Origin of the sequence: Mesorhizobium sp. M7A.T.Ca.US.000.02.2.1, from assembly GCF_003996995.1 — a bacterium.
GTDB lineage: Bacteria > Pseudomonadota > Alphaproteobacteria > Rhizobiales > Rhizobiaceae > Mesorhizobium.
Map to the genome: position 1 here is coordinate 1 of NZ_RZTT01000843.1, position 771 is coordinate 771.

The 771-nt window shown below is 58.0% G+C and carries 2 protein-coding genes; both read right to left on the bottom strand.

The window, feature by feature from the left end; translation table 11 throughout:
• Positions 1–251, bottom strand: a 251-nt coding sequence (locus EOD15_RS35035; RefSeq protein WP_185929178.1) for a ParB N-terminal domain-containing protein, incomplete at its 3' end; no start/stop codon positions are given.
• Positions 248–771: ParA family protein (locus EOD15_RS35040; protein WP_148129842.1), on the bottom strand; the 524-nt coding region annotated here is incomplete at its 5' end. The genes EOD15_RS35040 and EOD15_RS35035, both read right to left, overlap by 4 nt.

Sequence of the window (771 nt, forward strand, 5' to 3'; positions counted from 1 at the left end):
ATCTGATACCGCTTCGGGTCGTCAGGGTGGATCTTGACCACGATCGGCGTGGACAGGCCGCCAACGCGAATGGAGTCGGCGAGCTCCTGCAGCTTGATGGGGTCGTAGCGCTTGCGAGCGTTGCGCGGATCTTCGTCCACACGGTTGAGAGGCAGGACGAGCGGCTTACCTGCAGCAGATGCAGCATCGGAGCCAACCTGCAGGAGGTTCGAGAAATTATCCAAACCGCTCAAATCGAGATTGCTGCTCATGCTCGGGCCTCCGTCTTGTCGAAAACTTGGGTCAACACTTCTTTCATTTCCTTGCCGGCTTCACGCGCGGCGGTCTTGGGGATTTCCCACACCGGAATGCCCTGCCCAAGTGCATCCGAAATGGAACTGCGATTGCCGATCTTGGCGGTAATCATGAGGTGGGCGTAACTGGCCAGAAGCTCGGTCATGTTCGCTTTCTGCGAGGCCGAATTGGAGTTGAACCGGTTTGCCAGAATGCCCAGGAACGTCAGGCCCGCGTTATACCGCTTCTGCACGCCGAAGATGGTCTGGAGCATCTTGGTCAGGCCCTGCATCGAGTAGCTTTCCAGCTCGACCGGGCACAGCGCGAAGTTGGCAGCGGTGAGTGCGGCAACCATCCGCAAGCCAAGTGTCGGCGCAGTATCGATTACGCAAAAATCGAAGGACTGGCCGAGGTGTTTCACCGCGTTTACGAAGTTCTCGATTGCATCTGGCTTGGCGCGTTCCAGCTCTACCAGGCTGTCATCGGCACTCAAAAGGG